We start from the raw sequence: 642 nt of genomic DNA on the forward strand, positions 1-642 counted from the left end.
ATTCCCGGCCGCATCGTCGGCCAGACGGTCGACCGCAGCGGCAAGCGCGGCTTCGTGCTGACGCTTCAAGCCCGCGAGCAGCATATCCGCCGCGAGAAGGCGACGTCGAATATCTGCTCCAATCAGGCGCTGCTGGCGCTTTGCGCTTCCGTCTACCTGTCCGTCATGGGCAAGGAAGGCATGCGCGAGGTCGGCGGATTGAATATCCGCAAGAGCCATTACGCCGCCGCTCGTCTTGGAGCCATCCAGGGCGTTCAGGTTGCCTTCGGCTCCCCGTTCTTCAACGAATTCGTGCTGAAGCTGCCGGAGGGCAGCGATCCTGGGGCGGTTAACGCCAAGCTGCTCGGGAAAGGCTTCCTCGGCGGCTATGATCTCGGCAAGGACTACCCGGAGCTTTCCGGCCATATGCTGATTGCCGTCACGGAGAAACGGAGCAAGAGTGAAATCGACGAATTTGCAAGCGTACTGGTGGGCTGTTTATGAAACCGGAACAAAGCCTTATCTTTGAACTGAGCCGTCCCGGACGCGCTGCCTACTCCCTGCCGGAATGCGATGTGCTAGCAGAGGAAGGCCTGGATGCGCTGATTCCCGCCGAGCTGTTGCGGAGCGAACCCGCCGCGCTTCCGGAAGTGTCCGAAGTGG

The 642-nt window shown here is 61.2% G+C and carries 2 pseudogenes; both read left to right on the top strand.

Annotated features, from left to right (window positions below):
- Nucleotides 1-483: pseudogene (locus L691_RS0104660) on the top strand (glycine dehydrogenase); the annotation flags it as partial.
- A pseudogene (locus L691_RS31780) lies at nucleotides 480-642 on the top strand (aminomethyl-transferring glycine dehydrogenase subunit GcvPB); the annotation flags it as partial. The pseudogenes L691_RS0104660 and L691_RS31780, both read left to right, overlap by 4 nt.

Origin of the sequence: Paenibacillus zanthoxyli JH29 (assembly GCF_000520715.1) — a bacterium.
Taxonomy (GTDB): domain Bacteria; phylum Bacillota; class Bacilli; order Paenibacillales; family Paenibacillaceae; genus Paenibacillus_AQ; species Paenibacillus_AQ zanthoxyli.